Source organism: Sphingomonas sp. (genome assembly GCF_051962185.1).
Lineage (GTDB): Bacteria > Pseudomonadota > Alphaproteobacteria > Sphingomonadales > Sphingomonadaceae > Sphingomonas.
In genome coordinates this window covers 1-14,939 of record NZ_JBQCCN010000260.1, presented here as the reverse complement: position 1 = coordinate 14,939, position 14,939 = coordinate 1, and the positions used below count along the sequence as shown (strand labels likewise).

Annotated in this window: 15 protein-coding genes; 4 read left to right on the top strand and 11 right to left on the bottom strand. The window is 65.2% G+C overall.

Features of this window, described 5'->3' with window-relative positions:
* On the top strand, positions 1–639 hold a 639-nt coding region (locus ACTHJR_RS16625), incomplete at its 5' end, for a glycosyltransferase (protein WP_440524374.1).
* 104 nt (positions 640–743) lie between these two features.
* Here ACTHJR_RS16625 and ACTHJR_RS16620 read toward each other — a convergent pair.
* Positions 744–1,214 (bottom strand): hypothetical protein, encoded by a 471-nt coding sequence (locus ACTHJR_RS16620; RefSeq protein WP_440524373.1) that lies wholly within the window; start codon positions 1,212–1,214, stop codon positions 744–746.
* Positions 1,215–1,623: 409 nt separating this feature from the next.
* On the opposite strand from ACTHJR_RS16620, the gene ACTHJR_RS16615 reads away from it, so the two are divergent.
* The gene (locus tag ACTHJR_RS16615; RefSeq protein ID WP_440524372.1) at positions 1,624–1,896 is read left to right on the top strand and encodes a hypothetical protein; all 273 of its coding nucleotides are present in this window, start codon (positions 1,624–1,626) and stop codon (positions 1,894–1,896) included.
* A gap of 158 nt (positions 1,897–2,054) precedes the next feature.
* Here the strand turns inward: ACTHJR_RS16615 and ACTHJR_RS16610 are convergent, their stop codons facing one another.
* The 4 genes from ACTHJR_RS16610 to ACTHJR_RS16595 all read right to left on the bottom strand — a co-directional run bounded on the left by ACTHJR_RS16610 (position 2,055) and on the right by ACTHJR_RS16595 (position 5,999).
* On the bottom strand, positions 2,055–2,465 hold the full coding sequence (locus tag ACTHJR_RS16610) for a hypothetical protein (protein ID WP_440524371.1): 411 nt from the start codon (positions 2,463–2,465) through the stop codon (positions 2,055–2,057).
* A 31-nt stretch (positions 2,466–2,496) separates the two neighbouring features.
* Entirely contained in the window at positions 2,497–2,889 is a 393-nt protein-coding gene (locus tag ACTHJR_RS16605; protein ID WP_440524370.1) for an acyl-CoA thioesterase, read from the bottom strand.
* Between the two features lie 124 nt (positions 2,890–3,013).
* Positions 3,014–5,077 (bottom strand): S9 family peptidase, encoded by a 2,064-nt coding sequence (locus ACTHJR_RS16600; protein WP_440524368.1) that lies wholly within the window; start codon positions 5,075–5,077, stop codon positions 3,014–3,016.
* A 31-nt stretch (positions 5,078–5,108) separates the two neighbouring features.
* Positions 5,109–5,999, bottom strand: coding sequence for a JmjC domain-containing protein (locus tag ACTHJR_RS16595; protein WP_440524366.1), 891 nt, complete (start codon positions 5,997–5,999; stop codon positions 5,109–5,111).
* A gap of 170 nt (positions 6,000–6,169) precedes the next feature.
* Here ACTHJR_RS16595 and ACTHJR_RS16590 point away from each other — a divergent pair, with 170 nt between their 5' ends.
* Entirely contained in the window at positions 6,170–7,969 is a 1,800-nt protein-coding gene (locus tag ACTHJR_RS16590; protein WP_440524365.1) for an aminopeptidase P family protein, read from the top strand.
* Positions 7,970–8,145: 176 nt separating this feature from the next.
* Here the strand turns inward: ACTHJR_RS16590 and ACTHJR_RS16585 are convergent, their stop codons facing one another.
* Both ACTHJR_RS16585 and ACTHJR_RS16580 read right to left on the bottom strand, forming a co-directional pair.
* Entirely contained in the window at positions 8,146–10,233 is a 2,088-nt protein-coding gene (locus ACTHJR_RS16585) for a RelA/SpoT family protein (protein ID WP_440524364.1), read from the bottom strand.
* Between the two features lie 101 nt (positions 10,234–10,334).
* Positions 10,335–10,655, bottom strand: coding sequence for a CC_3452 family protein (locus ACTHJR_RS16580; RefSeq protein ID WP_440524363.1), 321 nt, complete (start codon positions 10,653–10,655; stop codon positions 10,335–10,337).
* Between the two features lie 144 nt (positions 10,656–10,799).
* On the opposite strand from ACTHJR_RS16580, the gene ACTHJR_RS16575 reads away from it, so the two are divergent.
* Positions 10,800–11,294, top strand: coding sequence for a winged helix-turn-helix transcriptional regulator (locus ACTHJR_RS16575; RefSeq protein ID WP_440524362.1), 495 nt, complete (start codon positions 10,800–10,802; stop codon positions 11,292–11,294).
* 216 nt (positions 11,295–11,510) lie between these two features.
* On the opposite strand, the gene ACTHJR_RS16570 is transcribed toward ACTHJR_RS16575, so the two are convergent.
* The 4 genes from ACTHJR_RS16570 to ACTHJR_RS16555 form a co-directional block, all read right to left on the bottom strand.
* Positions 11,511–11,933, bottom strand: coding sequence for an acyl-CoA thioesterase (locus ACTHJR_RS16570; protein WP_440524361.1), 423 nt, complete (start codon positions 11,931–11,933; stop codon positions 11,511–11,513).
* Positions 11,934–12,042: 109 nt separating this feature from the next.
* Positions 12,043–12,939 carry an OmpA family protein gene (locus tag ACTHJR_RS16565; RefSeq protein WP_440524359.1) on the bottom strand — a complete coding sequence of 299 codons (897 nt, stop codon included), beginning with the start codon at positions 12,937–12,939 and terminating at the stop codon, positions 12,043–12,045.
* A gap of 327 nt (positions 12,940–13,266) precedes the next feature.
* Positions 13,267–14,043 carry a sulfite exporter TauE/SafE family protein gene (locus tag ACTHJR_RS16560; RefSeq protein WP_440524357.1) on the bottom strand — a complete coding sequence of 259 codons (777 nt, stop codon included), beginning with the start codon at positions 14,041–14,043 and terminating at the stop codon, positions 13,267–13,269.
* Between the two features lie 88 nt (positions 14,044–14,131).
* The coding region (locus ACTHJR_RS16555; protein WP_440524356.1) for an aminotransferase class I/II-fold pyridoxal phosphate-dependent enzyme at positions 14,132–14,939 on the bottom strand (808 nt) is incomplete at its 5' end.

The following is a 14,939-nucleotide window of genomic DNA, read 5'->3' as shown; positions in this document are numbered from 1 at the left end:
ACCAAGGCGGTGGTCGAGGTCGGCGGGTTCGATCCCGATTGCCTGGTCGAGGATTACGAACTGATCCACCGCCTGCACCGCGTCGCGCACGATAGCGGCCGTGACTGGCAGGTCCGCGTGGTCGGCGCCGCGCTCGCCTCGACCGACGCGCCGGCGACCTTGCCGGCCTTCCTCAAGCAGCGCCGGCGCTGGTTCGGCGGGTTCCTCCAGACCCAGCATTGGAACCGCGACATGGTCGCCAATCGCCATTTCGGGAAGCTCGGCACCGCGATGCTGCCGGTCAAGGCGGCCGATACGGTGCAACCGGTGTTCGGCCTGACCGCGTTCGTCATCCTGCTGGTGGTGCTGTTCAGCGGCCGCTTTCATATCGTGCTGCCGATCCTGGCGATCATGCTGAGCAAGATCCTGGTCGACCTGACTTTCCACCTGACCTCGCTTCACCTCTATTCGCGCTGGACCGGGCAGACCAAGGGACTGCATTTCGGCCCGGCGCTGGCGGCGGCGGTGCTCGAGCCCTTCAGCTTCCAGCTCTTCCGCCACTGGGGCGCGATCCTGGGATGGAAGGCGTTCCTGACCGGTCGCGAGACCTGGGCGCGGCAGAGCCGGACGGCGATCGCGGAGGTGAAACGGGAGGGCTAAGTTCGACGGCCATCTGCCGCCGGCAGACATGGTAACTCCATTGGTGGCGCATGCTTCGAAGCGGTGTCGAACGTCTCGAATGGTTGGAAAGCTGTCGTCGCCGGCTATTTCTCTTTTTTGGCATTCTCAGCGGCGGCTTCCTTGTTGCACTGGTGCAACTGCGCAATCGCGGTCTTCAGCCCTTTGAGCGGGAATGTGAGGATCGTGCGGCCGTCCCGCCGTATCTCGCCGGTGCCGAGGCGCTCTTTGTCGGCGAAACGATCGAGAGGCAGATATGCGTTATAGGCGGTAACGGCAGTAGGGCCAAAGTAGGGCCTCATCTCGCCGGAAGCGGTGAAAGTACCCATCGACTTGCCCTCAAGCACGAGTTCGATCGTATAATCTTTCCAGATTATCTCGGGACCGCCGTCACGGGCGTAAATGCTCACATTGCCGCCGCCACCCTCATCGAAGATTATACCCCCTTGCTTGTCGAGACGCCCGAGCAGGCAATTTTTGCCGTTATATTCGAAACCCCATTCACCCGTGTCAGCGTCCTGAATGGAGGCGAGGAATAGAATCGGCATCAACAGCATATTCGAGCCTTTCAAAATGGGGCCGGCGCCGGTAGGGAGCCTCGTGACTGTCCGTAGATTTAGAAACGGGAATACATAATCACTATCGGAGCAGCGATTAGGCAATTTTTCGTCGAAGCTTTCAATATCATCTGATCGAAATTGCGGGGCACTCGCGAATGTTCAGCAATTCGCTACCCGTCACTCGTCGGCGAGCGGTCGCTGAGTTTCTCGAGCCACGCGAGCCTGTTTCGGCTCCCCACGGCACTAGATGCCGCCGGGCCGCGCGAGGCCTTAGCCGCCCATCCACCAAGGTGAGAAGGGAAGTTCAACGCAAATCCAGCCTAAACCTCGGCTGTACGGCCGGTTCAGCGCCGGCCCATGTCGCGGCTGGTAAACCTCTCTCGGTCAGCACCGACAGGAGGTTGTAATGACGCGTACCTTGATGTTCCTTTCGACGGCGGTGGCGGGCGGCCTTCTCGCCCTCATGCCCACGAGCGCCTCGGCGCAGAGCTGGGGCTCGTATGGCGATGGTTATCGCCATTACGGTTATAGCGACGGCTATCGCTATGGCGGGCGCGATCGTTGGCGTGAACGCCGCGAGCGCTGGGAAGCCCGGCGGCGCTGGGAACGCGAGCGCGAATGGCGTCGCGAGCACCGGCGGCACCACCGGGATTGGCGCTACGACGACTATCGCTATTGATCGACACCGGCGTGGCGCGGGCTTCGACGTCCGCGCCACAGGTGATCCGTCGTGAATCGTGACAATCGACAAGGGGTGCCGCCATCCCGTTTCGGACGTGGCGCGTATCGCGATATTGCGATCGTCGGGCGGGACGGCGAGCTTGATCGCGTACAGGTTCAGGGGACTTCGGGGGCTGCGATCGGATCGGTCGCGCGATAGTTGATCTCCGCACCGTTGGACGCCGTCAATCGCTTGGATATCCGAGCGCGCGACGCGTGTGCGATCATCAGACGGCCGGGGCTGGTCCAGACCACATTCGTCCAGATCGTTCCGCGCTCGCCGCTGGCCGCGTTGCCATCGTCGGTATCGGCCACGAATACTTCTTGGGCATCGGCCCCCACTTGGCTACCGCGACCGACCCGCACGATTGTCGCGGTGCTGGTGCTGCCGTGGCAATTGCGCGATTCCGTCACAGCGTAGCGATCGCTGCCCGGATCGCGCGCTACCTGACGGACTTCGGAGGCGCAGTGCGGCGTCTGGCCGCAACCGCTCAACCCGGCGATCAACAGAAGCAGATATCGGGTCATGTCGGCCGCTTGTATCGGGTATCTGGGAAACTCAGGATAAAAAAGGCGCCGCCAGTTCCGGCCTGACCCGCATCAGGCGTCCCGTGGCGCGATCGATCAGCGCCCAGGTCGTGACCGCCTCGACCTTCACCTTGCCGTCGATGCCGGTAAACCGCACGTGCCGATCGAACCGCGCGCCCTGCGGCGGCTCGCTGACCCAGGTCTCGGCGGTGACGGTCTCGCCCGCCGAGACATTGCCGCGATAGTCGATCTCATGCCGGGTCACGACCCAGATCATGGCGTCGCGCTGTTCCGGGGTCGCGATCGTGTTCCAATGCGCGACCGCGATGTCCTGGATCCACTTCACCCATACCGCATCGTTGACGTGCCCGAGCTCGTCGATGTCGGCCTCGGTCGCGGTGAGGGGGTAGGACAGCCCCGCCATTATCGCCCTCGCCCCTCCGGGGAGAGGGCAGACGACCCCGGCGAAAGCCGGGGGAAGTCGGGAGAGGGGCGGTGCGGAGAGCGCAGTGAGGCACACTGCCCCTCTCCCCGTAGGGGAGAGGGAGTCATTCCTCCACGCCCATCTGCCACAATACGAAGCAATGTTCCTCGGCGCTCTCGTACAGGCTGTCGAAGCGGCCCGACTTGCCGCCATGGCCGGCGCCCATGTTGGTCTTGAGCAGGAGCAGATTGTCGTCGGTCTTGGTCGCGCGGAGCTTGGCGGCCCATTTCGCCGGCTCCCAATAGGTCACGCGCGGGTCGTTGAGCCCGCCGGAGATGAACATCGGCGGATAGGCCTGGGCCTTGACATTGTCGTAGGGCGAATAGGACCGGATCAGCTCGAACGCCGCCTTGTCCTCGATCGGATTGCCCCATTCGGGCCATTCGCCGGGGGTCAGCGGCAGGCTCTCGTCGAGCATCGTGTTGAGCACGTCGACGAACGGCACGTCGGCGATCACCGCTCCCCACAGATCGGGGTCCGAATTGACCACCGCGCCCATCAGTTCGCCGCCCGCCGAGCGGCCGGCGATCGCGATCCTGCCGGTGCTGGTCCAGCCGCCGGCGACCAGCGCCTTCGCCACGTCGACGAAATCGTTGAAGGTGTTGGTGCGCTTCTCGAGCTTGCCGTCATGATACCATTGCTGGCCGAGATCGTCGCCGCCGCGGATGTGTGCGATGGCATAGGCGAAGCCGCGGTCGAGCAGCGACAGGCGCCCGGTCGAGAAGCCCGGCGGGATCGCATAGCCGTACGCGCCATAAGCGTAGAGGAAGAGCGGGCGCGATCCGTCTTTGGGAAAGTCCTTGGGATAGACGATCGACACCGGAACCTCGGTGCCGTCGCGTGCCTCTATCTTGAGCCGCTCGGTCGCATATTTCTCCGCGTCATAGCCCGACGGGATTTCCTGGACCTTGAGAACGGTCATCTTCCCCGTCGCGACTTCGTAATCGTAGACGGTGCCCGGCGTGACCATCGATTCATAGCCGAGCCGGATGACCGGCATGTCATATTCGGGATTGTCGCCGAGACCGGCGGTGTAGCTCGCCACGGGGAAGACGATGCGCTGCGGCGCGATTGTCGGATCGTACCGGTAGATGTCGATCTGATCGAGCCCGTCCTCGCGCCCCTCGACCACGAAATAGTCGCGATAGCATTCGATCCCGGTCATGTAGAAATGCTCGGACGGCGCGATCAGTTCGCTCCACTTGCCGGGGTCGGCGATCGGCGCGGTGCACAGCCGCCACATCGGATCGGTGTCGTTGGTGTGGATGTAGAGCGTGTCGCCATGCGTCTCGACATCGTATTCGCGGCCCGGTTTGCGCGGGGCGACGCAGATCGGCTTGGCCATCGGATCGGTCGCGGGGAGCAGATAGACTTCGCTGGTGACGTGATCGCCACTCGCGATGACGATCCATTGGCGGTCGCTGGTCTCGCTCACTCCGACGCGGAAACCCTCGTCGTCCTCGTGATAGAGTTCGATGTCGCTCGCCGGATCGGTGCCGAGCCTGTGCAGCCGGGCATTGTCGGTGCGCCATTGCTCGTTGGCGAGACCGTAGAGAAACGCCTTGTCGTCGGCGGTCCAGACGATCTCCGACAGCATGCCGGGGATGACGTCGGGCAGATGCTCGCCGCTCGCCAGATCCTTGACCCGGATGGTGAAACGCTCGGAGCCGTTATCGTCGATCGCATAGGCCAGCAGCTTGCCGTCGTTCGACACCGAAAAGGCGCCGAGCCGGAAATATTCCTTGCCTTCGGCCAAAGCGGGTTCGTCGAGGATCAATTCGTCGGGGCCGCCCGCGACCGGCTTGCGCCACCATTTGCGATACTGGCCGCCAGTCTCGAACGCGGTCCAGTAGAGCCAGTCGCCATCCTTTTGCGGGACCGAGGAATCGTCCTCCTTGATCCGCCCTTTCATCTCTTCGTAGAGCTTGTCGGTCAGCGGCTTGTGCGGCGCCATCTGCGCCTCGAAATAGGCATTCTCCGCCTCGAGATAGGCGAGCACGTCCTTGTCCGTCACCTCGGGATAGCCGGGATCCTTGAGCCAGGCCCAGGGATCGTCGATCGCGATGCCGTGGGTGGTGAAGGAATGCGGGCGCGTCGCGGCGATGGGCGGCGTGGGACTATCGGTCATGCCCTGTACCTAGGGCGGCTTGCCGACTTCGTCACCCGTCGGTGGGATTGTCGGTTGATTGAATGCCGGTGGTGCGGTGCCGGCGCGCGAGATCGTCGATCGAGAGCGCCGCGATCCGCGCGATCAGTCGCTGCTTCAAGGCGGCCTCGACGGTCTCGGACGTAGCGGACTTTACCCGGAGCGGCGCGCGATCCTCGGTCGACAGTAGCATCTCCTGCACGATCAACTCGACCGCCCGTACCGCGGTGAGCGGATGAAACAGGATGCCGAGATGGAGCGATCGCGCGCCGATCGTGTCGCAGCGGTGGCGATATCCCGCGGGCACGAACAGCCAGTCGCCAGGGTTCAGGACGTACTCCGTCGCCGGTCCGGCATCCTGGCGAGCGGGCACTTTCGGCATGCCGGGGACCGGATTGATCGCCGGATCCTCGTATAGCGTCCAGCGCTTGGCGCCGTCGACCTGCAGTACGACGATGTCATAGGCATCGTAATGCCGGTCGAGCGCGCCGCCCCGGCCGGCGGTCGCGACCACGGCGGCGCTGACATGGTCGCCGCTCTGTTCGGCGACCGCGGCGCACAGCCGCCCCAGCGCCGCCACATGTTCCTCCGCGCGATTGAGCATGATGCTGGCGTCGGCGGCGAGCAGCCGGTCGATCATCTCGCCGCGCTGCGGCCCGGCGTCGCGGAGGAACAGGGGCGGCACCCGGACACGGTTGCGATAGAGGCGGATATCGCGATGCGGCACGTCGCCGCGATGCAGCAGATCGATGAAAGCGTCCCAGTCGAGCAACGCCGCATAGCGATCGCCGCCCGCCCCGGGCTGATGAAGCGGCTGCCGCGACGCCAACAAGGCGCGAAAGGCCCCGGCGGATAGCGGCTCGACCAACTCGGCAAGGTCGGTGACGGCGGCGTTTTCCGGCATGGCGCGACGGTATCGGGACGACGAGGTAAAATCCATCGCCGGCACAATCGTCCTCCATTCCGTGCACGCATCGTGCTTGACCTCCGCGCCAGCCGCGCAAATGTGGGGCATCGTGCTTTATGTGCGTAATCACCCTGTCGCCTCGCCGCGACGCCGATGGAATTTGCCCGATGTCCACTTATGCCGACCGCCTTTCCGCCCTTCGCGAGCAATTGAAGCGCGATCGCCTCGACGGCTTCGTCATCCCGCTGACCGACGAGCACATGTCCGAATATGTCGGTGCCTATGCCCAGCGGCTGGCGTGGCTGACCGGGTTCCAGGGATCGGCGGGGACCGCGGTGGTGCTGCCGGCGGAAGCGGCGATCTTCACCGACGGGCGCTATACGCTGCAGGTCCGCGAGCAGGTCGATGGCGCGCATTGGCAATTCGTCGGCGTGCCGGAGACCAGCGTGTCCGACTGGCTGGGCGGTCATGCCGGGCAGGGCGCGCGGATCGGCTACGATCCCTGGCTGCACACCTCGGCCTGGGTCAAGGAAGCCGAGAAAGCGCTGGCGGCGAAGGGCGCGACCCTGGTCGCGGTCGACACCAATCCGGTCGACGCGGTGTGGCCCGACCGCCCCGCACCGTCCGACGCGCGCCTGGTCGTCCAGCCCGATGCGCTGGCGGGCAAGTCCTCGGCGGAAAAGCGCGCAGATATCGGTGACTGGCTGGCCGAGCAGAAGGCCGATGCGGTGGTGCTGTCGGCGCTCGATTCGATCGCCTGGGCGCTCAACGTGCGCGGCGCCGATGTCGACCGCACGCCGGTCGCCTTGGCCTATGCCATCGCCAATGTCGACGGCACCGTCGACCTCTATGTCGCGCCGGAGAAGATGAGCGAGGATGTCGCCGCGCATCTCGGCAACGCGGTGCGGATTCATGATCGCAAGAATTTCGCGCCGGCGCTCGGCGCCTATGCCGGCAAGCGCGTCGCCGCCGATCCGGAGCGCGCGGTCGCGGCGATCTTCGACGGGCTGCAGAAGGGCGGGGCGACGGTGCTAGCGCTGCGCGATCCGGTCGTGCTGGCCAAGGCGATCAAGAACCCGGCCGAAGCGGCGGGGCATCGCGCCGCGAGCGTGCGCGACGGCGCGGCGCTGACCCGATTCCTCAAATGGTGCGAGGAGACGCTTCCCAAGGGCACCGAGACCGAACTGACCGCCGCCGCCAAGCTCCAGGAATTCCGAGAGGCGACCGGGCTGCTCAAGGACCTCAGCTTCGACACGATCTCGGCGACCGGCGCGCATGGCGCCAGCCCGCATTACCGCGTCGACGAGGAATCGAATCTGAGAATCGAGCAGGGCCAGCTCTATCTGGTCGATTCTGGCGGCCAATATGCCGACGGCACCACCGACGTGACGCGCGTCGTGCCGGTCGGCGAGCCTACGGCGGAGATGCGCGATCGCTTCACCCGCGTGCTCCAGGGGCATATCGCGCTCGCCACAGCGGTGTTTCCGGAAGGGACCAACGGCGGCCAGCTCGACAGCTTCGCGCGCCGGCCGCTGTGGGAAGCGGGCCTCGATTTCGCCCACGGTACCGGCCATGGCGTCGGTTCCTATCTGGCGGTGCACGAGGGGCCGCAGCGCATCGCCAAGCCCAATTATCCGGGCGGCGGGCCGGCGGAACCGTTGCGCCCGGGCATGATCATCTCGAACGAGCCGGGTTATTACAAAGCGGGCGAATACGGCATCCGCATCGAGAATCTCATACTGGTCGAAACCCGCGACATTCCCGGCGCCGAGCAGAAGATGATGGGCTTCGAGACGCTGACATTCGCGCCGATCGAGCGCCGGCTGATCGAGGCGTCGTTGCTGAGCCAGGCGGAGCGGGCGTGGCTCGACGCGTACCATGGGCGCGTGCTGGATGTGCTCGGACCGGAACTGAACGCCGAGGAGCGGGCGTGGCTGCTGGCGAAGTGCGCGACGATCGGGGGGTAGGGGCAGAGAAAATCCTCCCCGGAACGGGGAGGGGAACCGCGCGGCGTCAGCCGCGTGGTGGAGGGGGCCCATCCTGCGGCGACCTCCTGGTTTGGTGCTCGTCGGTTGCGGCCCCCCTCCACCAAGCCGCTGCGCGTCTTGGTCCCCCTCCCCGGAACGGGGGGGGGGAATTTGGGTTAAACCCGCGTCACCGCATTGACCGCGTCGGCGGCGCGCAACGCCGCCATCAATTTTTCCAGATGCGCAGCGTCGCGCACTTCGAGATCGATCTGGTTGGTGTGGAATCCGGTGTCGCTGGTGTCGAACCGGATGTTCTGGATGTTGGCGCGGTGCTGGCCGATGATCGTCGACACCGTGCCCAGCGCGCCCGGCTCGTTCTTTAACGTGACCTCGATCCGCGCCAGCCCGCCTTCGGCCTTGTCGCCCCAAGCGAGGTCGACCCAATCGGCATCGTCCGAATGCGCGAGTTCGGGACAATCGATGCGATGGACCTCGATCTCCTGATCGGGGCGGCGCAGCCCGACGATGCGGTCGCCGGGGACCGGGTGGCAGCAGGTGTCGAGCCGATAGGCGACGCCCGGGGTCAGCCCGGTGATCGAGATCGCGGCGGATTGCTGCGGCAGCGCGCGGCCGGCTTCGGTGCCGGCCGAGCCCGGCATCAACGCTTCCATCAGCTCGGCGTCGGTAATGCGGCGCCGCGCCACCGCCTCGATCAGCGCGTCCTCGTCGGGCAGCTGGAGCTTCTTGAGCGCGGTCTTGACCGCGTCGACCGAGAGCGGTGCGGGCAGCCGGTCAACGATCTCGTCATAGAGCTTGCGGCCGAGCGTCAGCGTCTCCTTGCGCTCGACCGCGCGCAAATGCCGGCGGATCGCCGCGCGCGCCTTGCCGGTGATCGCGAAATTGAGCCAATTGGGCTGCGGCGACTGCGCCTTGGAGCGCAGGATCTGCACCTGGTCGCCATTTTCGATGACGGTGCGCAGCGGCACGTGACGGCCGTTAATCTTGGCGCCGACCGCCTGGTCGCCGAGATCGGTATGGACCGCATAAGCGAAATCGATCGGCGTCGCGCCCTTGGGCAATTGGTGCAGCTCGCCCTTCGGCGTGAAAGCGAAGATGCGATCCTGGTACATCGCCATTCGGGTGTGCTCGAGCAATTCCTCGGGCGTCTCGGCGGTCTCCAGGATTTCGACCAGGTCGGTGATCCAGCTATGCTGCCCCTCGGCGCGGACCTTGCCGGTCTTGTACGCCCAATGCGCGGCCAGGCCGTATTCGGCTTCGGCATGCATCTCCTGGGTGCGGATCTGGATTTCGACGCGGGTGTCGCCGGCATGCATGATCGAGGTGTGAAGCGAACGGTAGCCGTTGCGCTTGGGCGTCGAAATGTAATCCTTGAATCGCCCCGGCACGAACGGCCAGCGGCGATGGATGATGCCGAGCGCGCGGTAGCAATCCTCCTCGGTCGGGACGATCGCGCGGAACGCCATGATGTCGCTGAGCTGCTCGAAGCTGATGTGGCGCTCCTGCATCTTCTTCCAGATGCTGTACGGATGCTTCTCGCGGCCGGAGATGTCGGCATCGACGCCGTGGCGCGACAGCAGCAGCTTCAGTCCCGACCCGATCTTGGCGATGCGGTCGCCGCCTTGCTGCAGATGATCGAGCCGCTTCTTGATCGATTCATATGCCTCGGGCTCGAGCTGCTCGAAGGCGAGCGTCTGCATCTCCTTCATGAACTCGTACATGCCGATCCGCTCGGCGAGCGGGGCGTAGATATCCATCGTCTCGCGCGCGATGCGCTTGCGCTTGTCAGGATTGGGGATGTGGTGGAGCGTGCGCATGTTGTGCAGCCGGTCGGCGAGCTTGACCAGCAGCACGCGGATGTCGTCGGACATCGCCAGCAGGAACTTGCGGAGATTCTCGGCGGCGCGCTCGCTTTCGGTCTGCGCCTCGATCTTCGACAGCTTGGTGACGCCGTCGACCATTCGCGCGACATTGTCGCCGAACAATTTCTGGATCTGATCGGGCGTCGCGACCGTATCCTCGATCGTGTCATGGAGGATCGCGGTAGCGATCGTTTCGTCGTCGAGATGAAGGTCGGTCAGGATGCCCGCGACTTCGATCGGATGGCTGAAATAAGGATCGCCTGACGCCCGCTTCTGCGAACCGTGCGCCTGCAGCGAAAAGACGTACGCGCGGTTGAGTAGGGCCTCGTCGGCCTCGGGGTCGTAGGAGAGGACCCGGTCAACCAGTTCGTATTGGCGTAGCATCAGCGCCAAGATGGGGCCGATTTACGCCGCTTTGCAACAAAAATGCGGGCCGTGCCGTAAAGGCCCGGCCCGCTAGGGGATGTTCCTGGGCTAGGCCTAAATCACTGGGCCTTCGAATTGCACTTCGCCAGCGTGTCGGCGTCGAGCGCCTGGCCGCCGACGGTGAACGACGACAGCTTGCCGACGCGCTGCGCGACGAGCTGGCAAAGCACGATGTCGCGCTCCGGCGCCTTGGCGGCGTTGAAGGCGCCGTCATGGAACTTCCAGACGGTGTCGCGGGTGATCAGGCTGGTCTTGGCCGGCGCCTCGACGGGGGTGGCGGCATAATAGCCGGGGCCCTGGGGCTGCGCGATGGCGGCGGTACCGCCGAACAGGGTGGCGGCGGCAAGCGCGGTGAAGATCCTGGGGGCAATGCGGGACATATTTTCCTCCTCGTCCGTTGCAACGCACAATAGGTTGCGAATCACCACCTACTCCTATAGGTTTTCAGTTGCAACTAGAAATCTACATGGCATTTTCATGACGCAGGAAATGGGATACGCTCACGTGAAAAGAGAGGAATTCTGATGGGCGGACATCTGAGGGAGCCGCTGCGCGATCTCGTCGAGTGCAGCCTGCCGGCCGCGCTCGAGGCGATGGGCGAACGCTGGAGCTTCATGATCCTGCGCGCGGCGTTCAACGGCTTGCACCATTTCGAGGAATTCCAGTCGGAGCTCGGCATCGCGCGCAACATCCTCGCCAACCGGCTGGCGCGGCTGGTCGAGCACGAGATATTGACGCGCGAGGCGTTGCCCGAGGATCGCCGCAAGATCCAGTACCGCCTCACCGACAAGGGCATGGCGCTGCTGCCGACGATGGTCGCGCTCCGCCAATGGGGCGAGCGCTGGGAAACCGGCGTGCCGGCGACCCCGGTGCTGGTCGACGCGCGCGACATGCGCCGCGTCCAGCCGGTTCAAGTGCTGTCGCACGACGGCCGCGTACTGGGGAAGATGGACCTGCATTGGGCGCTCCCCGAGGACGTGGTCGGCGAGGAGGAACCGCTGCAACAAGCGGCGGAGTAGCGGGCCGCCGTCACATTCCGGCCGTCACCCCGGCCTTGTGCCGGGTACGTCGGGCAACGAGTCATGACGTTCGAAATATAAGCCGCGGATGAGCCGCCGGGAGGCGCGGCTGCGATCGTATCCGCATACCGCTTCCAAGCGGGCCCGGCGGATCCCGGCACAAGGCCGGGATGACGGTGGGTACAAGCGGACGCCGTTTCCCCTAACCGACCAGCGTTATCCCAGCTTCTCGATAAACGCCCGCACCGTCTCCGGAATCGGCACCGGCCGCCCGGTCGGCAGATGCACGTTGACCGTCACCAGCCGCACGATCGAATGCAAGTCCCCGGTCGCGGCGTGGCACAATTCGAACAATTGCGTCATGCTGGTCGACCCCAGCCGCTCGACCTTCACATGGGCGAGGATGACGTCGCCATAGGAAAAGGGTTTGAGGAACTCGACCTCAGCGTGACGGACATGGAATTCGGTCTCGGTCCAGATCGGCCCGAGCGCGGCGGCGATCCCGGTCCATTCCCAGAATTCGGTGCCCGCGACATCGGCATATTCGAGATAGCGCGAGTTGAAGACGACCTTCTGGCCGTCGATCTCGGCATAGCGGACCTTGATCGGGGTGGAGAAAGCGAAGCCGGGACGAGTCATGGCCCCGCCCATATCGCGCGCGCGACGATCGGGCTACCTCGGTGAGGGCCGTCGCGCGAAACAGCCAACAAACGGAACTCGGGGTGGGCATCGCCCACCCCGAAGCGCCTTACATGCCGTCGAGGCCTTTGCTGACCATGATGTTCACGGCGACACGGCGGTTTTGCGCCTTGCCGGCGGGGGTGTCGTTGGGAGCAGCCGGGTCCGCTTCGGCCATGCCGGTCGGGGTCAGCATGCGATAGGGCTTCCAGTGGCACGCCTGCTGGAGATAATTGACGACGTGGCTGGCGCGCTTCTCGCTGAGCGCCTGGTTGGTGTCCTGGCTGCCGGTCGAGTCGGTATAGCCGACGACCAGGAGCAGCGCGTTGTTCATTCCCTCCGCCGAGGTCGCCGCGGCACAGAGGTCGGCCTTCGCCTGGGGCGAAAGGACCGCCTTGCCGGTATCGAAGGTCACATTGGTCGTGCCCTTGACGTTATACTGATCGATATCGGCGACGCGGCCGCGCAGCGCCTCGGTCGCCGCGGTCTGCTCGTCGAAGCGCTGGTCGGTGCCGTTGCGGATCATCGAGGCGGTCTTGAGGTCCTTGCTCTTGAGCGCGATCTGGCTCGCCACCAGCCCGCCGCCCCATTGCACCGTCTTGATGCTGACCGGCAGGCCGTTGAGCAGTGAGTCCGACGCGAGCTTGTTGTGGCTGATACCCAGGAAGCCGCCGCTCGATTTGACTCGGGTTCCCTCGCTGATCAGCACGATCGTCTTGATACCGCCGGCGGTCGTGACCTGCATCTTCTGGTCGTTGCGCGCCGAAATGAAGCCTTCCACTTCGGGTCCTGCCGGCATGTCGGACAGGTCGGCGGGCGGCGTGCCGTTGACGGTGATGTCGGGATTGGCCGGGCTCTGATCCTGTGGCGGCTGCGGCGTCTGCTGCGCATGCAGCCCGGCGGACGCGGTGCCCGCAAGCATCGCGGTCAGGACAAGCATTTTCGGGCTCTTGGAAATAGTATTCATGGGGGGTGCTCCTTCAAAATCTGCCGGCGGCTCGCTTGATCACGCGCGTCGTCCGTCGGTCTTCCCCGTGTTGCCGTGCCCGACGGAGCGGGTCCGCCGCGCCGAGATCCTTCGGGACATGCGGGTGGCCGTCGTCGAGCATCGGGAGGTGCTGGGTGTTCAGCGCAACCTTGCTGGCAGATGAACAACGACGGGAGGACAGCGAGTCGCAGGGTTAATCGGAGCCCGTTGCGCGGCGAGCCGACATATGTCCGCAACGCGAAGTGCAATGGTTAACCGCCGTCCCTGCCGGTTACTTCGCGGACTCGTTGGCCGGCCTTGGCCTCGTCAGAACAGCAGTCGCGCCCCGACGATCGCCAGCACCACCGCCAGGATCGGCCCCAATACGCGGTCCGACACGCGGCTGGCGATAATGCTGCCAACGATGATTCCGGGGATCGAGCCGAGCAACAGCGAGACGAGCAAGGCGCCGTCGACCGACCCCAAGATCCAATGCCCGATGCCGCCGAGCAGGGTGAGCGGCACGGCATGCGCGATGTCCGATCCGACCAGTTTGTTGACCGGGAGCGAGGGGTAGAGGATCAGCAGGGCCGTCATGCCCAGCGCGCCGGCGCCGACCGAGGTCAGCGAGACCAATGTCCCCAGTACCGCGCCGAGCAGGATCGTATAGCCGGCCAGCTTGCGCCCCTGCATCGTCCCGAAGCGCGGGGTCAGATAGGCGACGATGCGCGCGCGCAGCAATGTCGCCGCCGCCGACAGCAGCAACGTCACGCCGAGGATCACCGACATGACATGACCGGTGGTCGCGGTTGCCGGTCCGACCTGCCGCAGGATGAGCAAGGTGACGATGGTCGCCGGCACGCTGCCGGCCGCCAGCCGCGCCACCACGCGCCAGTCGACCGTGCCGCGCCAGCCGTGGACCGTCGTCCCTACCGCCTTGGTCGCCGAGGCGTAGAGCAGGTCGGTGCCGACCGCAGTGGTCGGGTGGAAGCCGAACGCGAGCACCAAAATTGGCGTCATCAGCGACCCGCCGCCGACCCCGGTCAGACCGACGACCAGTCCGACCAGCACGCCGGCCAGCGAATAGAGCAGGTTGATCGTCATCGCTTACCGCGCGACGTCACGAAATCGGTCGGCACGCGCCGCCGCGGCAACCGGGCCGGTCATTGGTGAAAGAGCGGAGCGCGCCCCTTCAGGCACTATTGCTCGCCGGGGTATTGACCCCCATCGACTGGAGATAGCGCCGCACGTTGCGTGCCGCCTGGCGGAGCCGTTGCTCGTTCTCGACCATCGCAATGCGCACGTACCCTTCCCCATTCTCGCCGTATCCCACCCCTGGCGCGACCGCGACCTTGGCGTGAGTCAGCAATTGTTTGGAGAACTCAAGGCTGCCTAAATGCGCCAGCGCCGGCGGCAGCGGCGCCCAGGCGAACATGCTGGCGGGCGGGCTCGGGATGTCCCAGCCGGCGCGGCCGAAGCTCTCGACCAGCACGTCGCGGCGCTTGTGATAGAGCTGGCGGTTCTTCTCGACGATATCCTGCGGGCCGTTGAGCGCCGCGCAGGCGGCTGCCTGGATCGGGGTGAAGGCGCCGTAATCGAGATAGGATTTCACCCGCGTCATCGCCGCGATCAGCTTGCGGTTGCCGACCGCGAAGCCCATCCGCCAGCCGGCCATCGAATAGGTCTTCGACAGGCTGGTGAACTCGATCGCGATGTCCTTGGCGCCCTTGACCTGGAGGATCGAGACGGTCGGCTTGCCGTCGAAATAGAGTTCCGAATAAGCGAGGTCGGACAGGATCCAGACCTGGTTCTCCTTCGCCCAGGCGACCAGCCGCTCGTAGAAGGCCAGGTCGACCGTTTCGGCGGTCGGGTTGGACGGATAATTGACCACCAGGATCGAGGGACGCGGCACGGTGAAGGCGATCGCGCGCTCGAGGCTCTCGAAATAATGTTCGTCGGGCGTGGTCGGGACGGCACGGATCGTCGCCCCGGCGATGATG